The organism is Micromonospora echinofusca (assembly GCF_017614955.1).
Taxonomy (GTDB): Bacteria; Actinomycetota; Actinomycetes; order Mycobacteriales; family Micromonosporaceae; genus Micromonospora; species Micromonospora echinofusca_A.
The window spans coordinates 1-4,124 of the sequence record NZ_WVUH01000490.1 but is presented as its reverse complement, the minus strand read 5'-3'; the positions used below and the strand labels follow the sequence as shown (position 1 = coordinate 4,124).

3 protein-coding genes and 1 pseudogene are annotated in these 4,124 nt (G+C 75.3%); all 4 read right to left on the bottom strand.

All coding sequences use genetic code 11. The annotated features are described in order from the left end of the window. Positions 1-268 (bottom strand): annotated as a pseudogene (locus tag GSF22_RS31500) (hypothetical protein); the annotation flags it as partial. Then, positions 265-2,940: an FtsK/SpoIIIE domain-containing protein gene (locus GSF22_RS31495; RefSeq protein WP_208817554.1), complete on the bottom strand. Its 2,676-nt coding sequence runs from the start codon at positions 2,938-2,940 to the stop codon at positions 265-267. The pseudogene GSF22_RS31500 and the gene GSF22_RS31495, both read right to left, overlap by 4 nt. After that, on the bottom strand, positions 2,933-3,811 hold the full coding sequence (locus GSF22_RS31490) for a hypothetical protein (RefSeq protein ID WP_208817553.1): 879 nt from the start codon (positions 3,809-3,811) through the stop codon (positions 2,933-2,935). The genes GSF22_RS31495 and GSF22_RS31490 overlap by 8 nt, the downstream gene beginning before the upstream one ends. A gap of 6 nt (positions 3,812-3,817) precedes the next feature. After that, positions 3,818-4,078 (bottom strand): hypothetical protein, encoded by a 261-nt coding sequence (locus GSF22_RS31485; protein WP_208817552.1) that lies wholly within the window; start codon positions 4,076-4,078, stop codon positions 3,818-3,820. Positions 4,079-4,124: the final 46 nt, after the last annotated feature.

The following is a 4,124-nucleotide window of genomic DNA, read 5'->3' as shown; positions in this document are numbered from 1 at the left end:
GGCGGGCACCGATCCGACCGGCGAGCACCTGCCACAGGTGCGCCGCCTCGGTCTCCACCTGCTCGGCCTGCTCGGTCGCCGCCGCGTACTCCGTCTCGGCGGCGCGCACCTGCTCCTCGGCCGTGCGGACCGCGCGGGTCGCGGCGGCACACTGCCGGGCGTACCAGTCGTGCGCCTCGGCCCGCTGGGCGTCACTGGCCGCGCTCAGCCCGGCCAGTTCGCGCAGCAGCGACTGGTAGGACGCCCGGTCCACCTCGGCGCCGCTCACCGGGTCAGCCCGTAGGGGACGATCACCTGTCCGGTGCGGTGCACCGCCCGGTCGAAGAACAGGCCCCGCCACGGACGCGGGTACCAGTCCGGGCCGCCGGTGCCCGGGTACAGCGAGGAGGACAGCTCCCCGCCCTGCACGTCCAACGCCACCCAGGCTCCGATCTGGTCGGTCCGGGACGCCGGGCCGCCGAGGTCGGCCCGCATCCGGGCCACCCCGCGCCACCAGGCCAGGACATGGGTACGCCGTTCCGGCCCGTCGTGCAGGATCCGGCGCAGGTGCTCCAGCCCGGTCCGCTTGCCGACCCGCCCGCCGAGCTGGGCGGAGGCCGCGTCGACGGCGTAGAGCAGCAGGTAGTGCGGCTGCCCGGAGCCGTGCCCCAGCCCGTCGGCGGTCTCGGCGACCAGTTCTGGCACGGTCTCCTCGTCGTACCAGGCGGCGTCGTCGGCCAGCTCCTCGTAGAGCGCGCGGGCCGGGGCGTCCGCGTCGGCGTCCAGGCAGGCGATGGAGAACCGGGCCGTGCCGGGGCGGTGCTGGCGGGCCAACGACCGGGCGGCGGCGTCCAGCACCGCGCAGGCCTCGTCCACCCGGGTACCGAGCACCGCCAGGTTGCGGCCCGGTGCCCGGGGCAGCCGCAGTCCCGCCGAGCGGGCCTGCACGTCGATGATCTCGCCGAGCAACGCGACCGGCCCCCGGGATCCGGGGTCCCCGGTCGGGTCCAGGGCCCGGAAGTCCGGCGCCTCGGCGAGCCGGGGGATGGCGTCACCGTCGAACAGCCGGGCGGGTGCGGCGTCGGCCGGGCGCATCCGCCACAGCCGGTGCTGCAACTCGCTCCAGGTACCCCAGTCGCTGGCCGACGGGATGCGGGCGATCTGGTTGCCCTCCACCATGCCCGACTCGGCGTTGACCACCGCGTGGTAGCGGGGCAGGCTCTGCGCCGCGTCGTTGCGTTCGGCCAGGATGCGCAGCGCCTTGGGCAGCGCGATCCGCAGGGTGAACTGGGCGACCAGGGCCGGCCGGCCCCACAGTGCCTCGATGCCCCGCACGTCCTGCGAGGCGAGGACCAGGTGGATGCCCTGCGAGCGGCCCCGGCGGGCCAGGTCCTCCAGCAGGTCGGCGGCCTCCCGGGCCACCACGTCCCGACCGGCGAGCAGCATCTGGAACTCGTCGACCACGGCGACGATGCGCGGCCAGTGCCCGGTCGGGTCGACCGCCCGCAGCTCGGCGAGCTTGGTCACCTCGTGTTTCTTGGCGGCGTCGGCCCGGCGGCGCAGCTCCTCGGCGAGGAACCGCAGCAGCGCCAGCCCGAACTCCCGGTCGGTGTTGACGTTGATCCCGACCAGCCGCATGTGCGGCAGCCAGCTCGGGTCGCGGCGGCCCTGGGCGAACCGGGCGAAGGACACTCCCTCCTTGAAGTCGAGCAGGTAGAACTCCAGCTCGGCGGGGGAGTAGCGGGAGGCCAGGGCGCCGATCCAGGCGAAGATCAGGTTGGTCTTGCCGGTGCCGGACGGGCCGCCGATCAGCGCGTGCGGCGGATAGTCGCCGAGGGTGAGCAGGACCGGCCGGCCGAGCGGATCCTCGCCGATCGGGGCGTGCAGCGCCTCCGACGACTCCTCCTGCCACATCTGGTCGGCCTCGGGCAGCAGGTCGGTGAAGGGCGCCGGGGCCGGGCCGGCGTTGACCTCGGCGGCCACCTGCCGGCAGGTGGCGTTGACCAGGGCGGCACCGGGCGGCGGGTCGAGCCGGACGGTCAGGCTGGCCACCCCGGCGATCCGGGCGCCGTCGGCGTCGACGACGATCCGGCGTACCGACGGCTCGTCCGGCAGGTCGATCCCCCGGACCACCAGGTGCACCCCGCAGGCGGCGCCGGTGCGGACCACCCGGTCGAGTTGGCCGCGTTCGTGCCGGTTCAGTTCGTCGCCGCCGAGCAGCACGGCCACCCGCCACGGCTCGGGGCGGCGGCCGGTGGCGGCGGCCAGCTCGCGCAGCGAGCCGTACTCCCCGGCGAGCACCGTCTCGTTGATCCGGCGGATCTGGTCCACCAGGTCGTCGAGGAGCCGACCCAGCCCGCCGGGGCCGACGAAGGTGAGCAGCCCGGCGGTCGACAGGGGAGCGAAGCCGGCCAGCCCGCCACCGAGGTGCTCCGGGTCGTACCCGACCAGCCGGAGCCCGCCCGGGCGGGCCCGACCCAGGGCGCGCAGCAGCAGGGTGGTGACCACCGTGTCGCAGCCCTCCCGGTCGGTACCGGAGACGTGCACGTGCCCGGTGTCGAGCAGCGGCACCAGCGCCGGGACGGCCACGGTGCCGGGCAGCGGTATCTCGCCGACGCGCAGCACCCCGGGCGACTCGGTGCGGTCCACCGGGGTGGGCTGCCAGCCGGACCAGTCCGCTCCGGCGGCACCGGGGGCCTCCCGGTGCGCGGCCCGTAGGGCGCGGTGGGCCAGGTCCACGATCCGGGTGGCGTGCTGGGTGTCGATCTCGGCGAGTCGCTGGTCGCGTTCCACGCCGACCCGGTGCGGGACCCGCTCGGCTGCCTGCCGGGTACGCGCCAGCCGGTGCCGTCCGGTGTCCAGGTCGGTCCGGGCCGCGTCCTGCCGGGCCTGTGCCGCGCCGAGGGCGTGCGACAGCATGGTCCGGACCCGGTGGGTGAGCTGGGCCCGCAGGTCAGCCATCGGACTCCTGACGTTCCTGACGTTCCGGCAGGTCCCGGCCGAGCCGGTCGAGCAGCAGGCCGGTGAGGACCCCGGAGGTCACCGCCGCGTCGGCCGGGTGCGGGCGCTCCTCGGGTTTGTCCGGCTGCTTCGGCGGTGGCATCCGGCAGATCCGGGTGAGCAGCGTCTCCAGCGCCGCCGGGGGCAGCCCCGGCAGCAGGTCCCGGACCTTCGGGTGCAGGTCGCTGCGCAGCCGGTCCAGGTCCTGGGCCCGGGGTGGATGGCCGAGCAGGTCGGTGGCCAGGTCCCGCAGCAGTGGCGGGGTGACCGCCGCCAGGCCCAGGCCGACGTCGGCGTGCGCCCGGTCGAGTTCCCGGTGCAGCCGGTCCCGGTCGCCGGAACGGACCCCCTCGGCCACCCGGCGCAGCAGCTCCCCGGCGTCGGTGACCTGCTCGTCCGGCTCGCCGGGCGGACCCTCGGCGTGCCCGGTCAGTTCCGCCACCCGCACCGACCACCACCGGCGTACCGACGGTTTCTCGCGTGGCTCGCCCTCGACGGGGGTCTCCGGTGCGGCGTCCGGTCGCGGGGCGTCGTGCTTCGGTTGACGCGGATCGCCGGCCGGCTGCCGGCCGCTGTCCGGGGCGAGACCGAGCGCCGCCAGGTACGACGACAGCTGCTCCTGCGCCACCCGCAGGGCGTGTCCGGCGCTCTCGGCGTGTTCGGTGGCGGCCGACAGTTCCGGTACGCCCATCGGGTTGCTGGACTCCTGGCGCACCCAGCGCAGCCGCTCGGCGGCGAGCCCCAACTTCTCCAGTGCCTGGAGGATCAGGGGCACCGGCAGTTCCTCGGCGGTGGCCCTGATCTGCGCGCCCAGATCCTCGACGATGGACATGGCGGCTCAGAGGTTGGCGGCGTAGAGCTCTGCCTGCTCCACCGCGGTCAGGGTGGCGGCGAGGCACTCCTCCAGCTCCTGGCTGGCCTGGGTGAGCGACGCCTGGGCGGCCTCGACCATCTCGTGCCCGCTGCCCTCCAGGGCCCCGGCCAGGGTCTGCTGGGCTTCGGCCAGCTTCTCGCTGGCGGCCTGGACGGCGGTCTGGCCGTCACCGATCTGTTGGAGCGCGATGTCGATGGCGGCCTTCAGCTCGGCGACGCTCGCCACTGTGAAACCTCCTGGGGGCGGGGAGGGCTCCATTAGAGCCTAACCG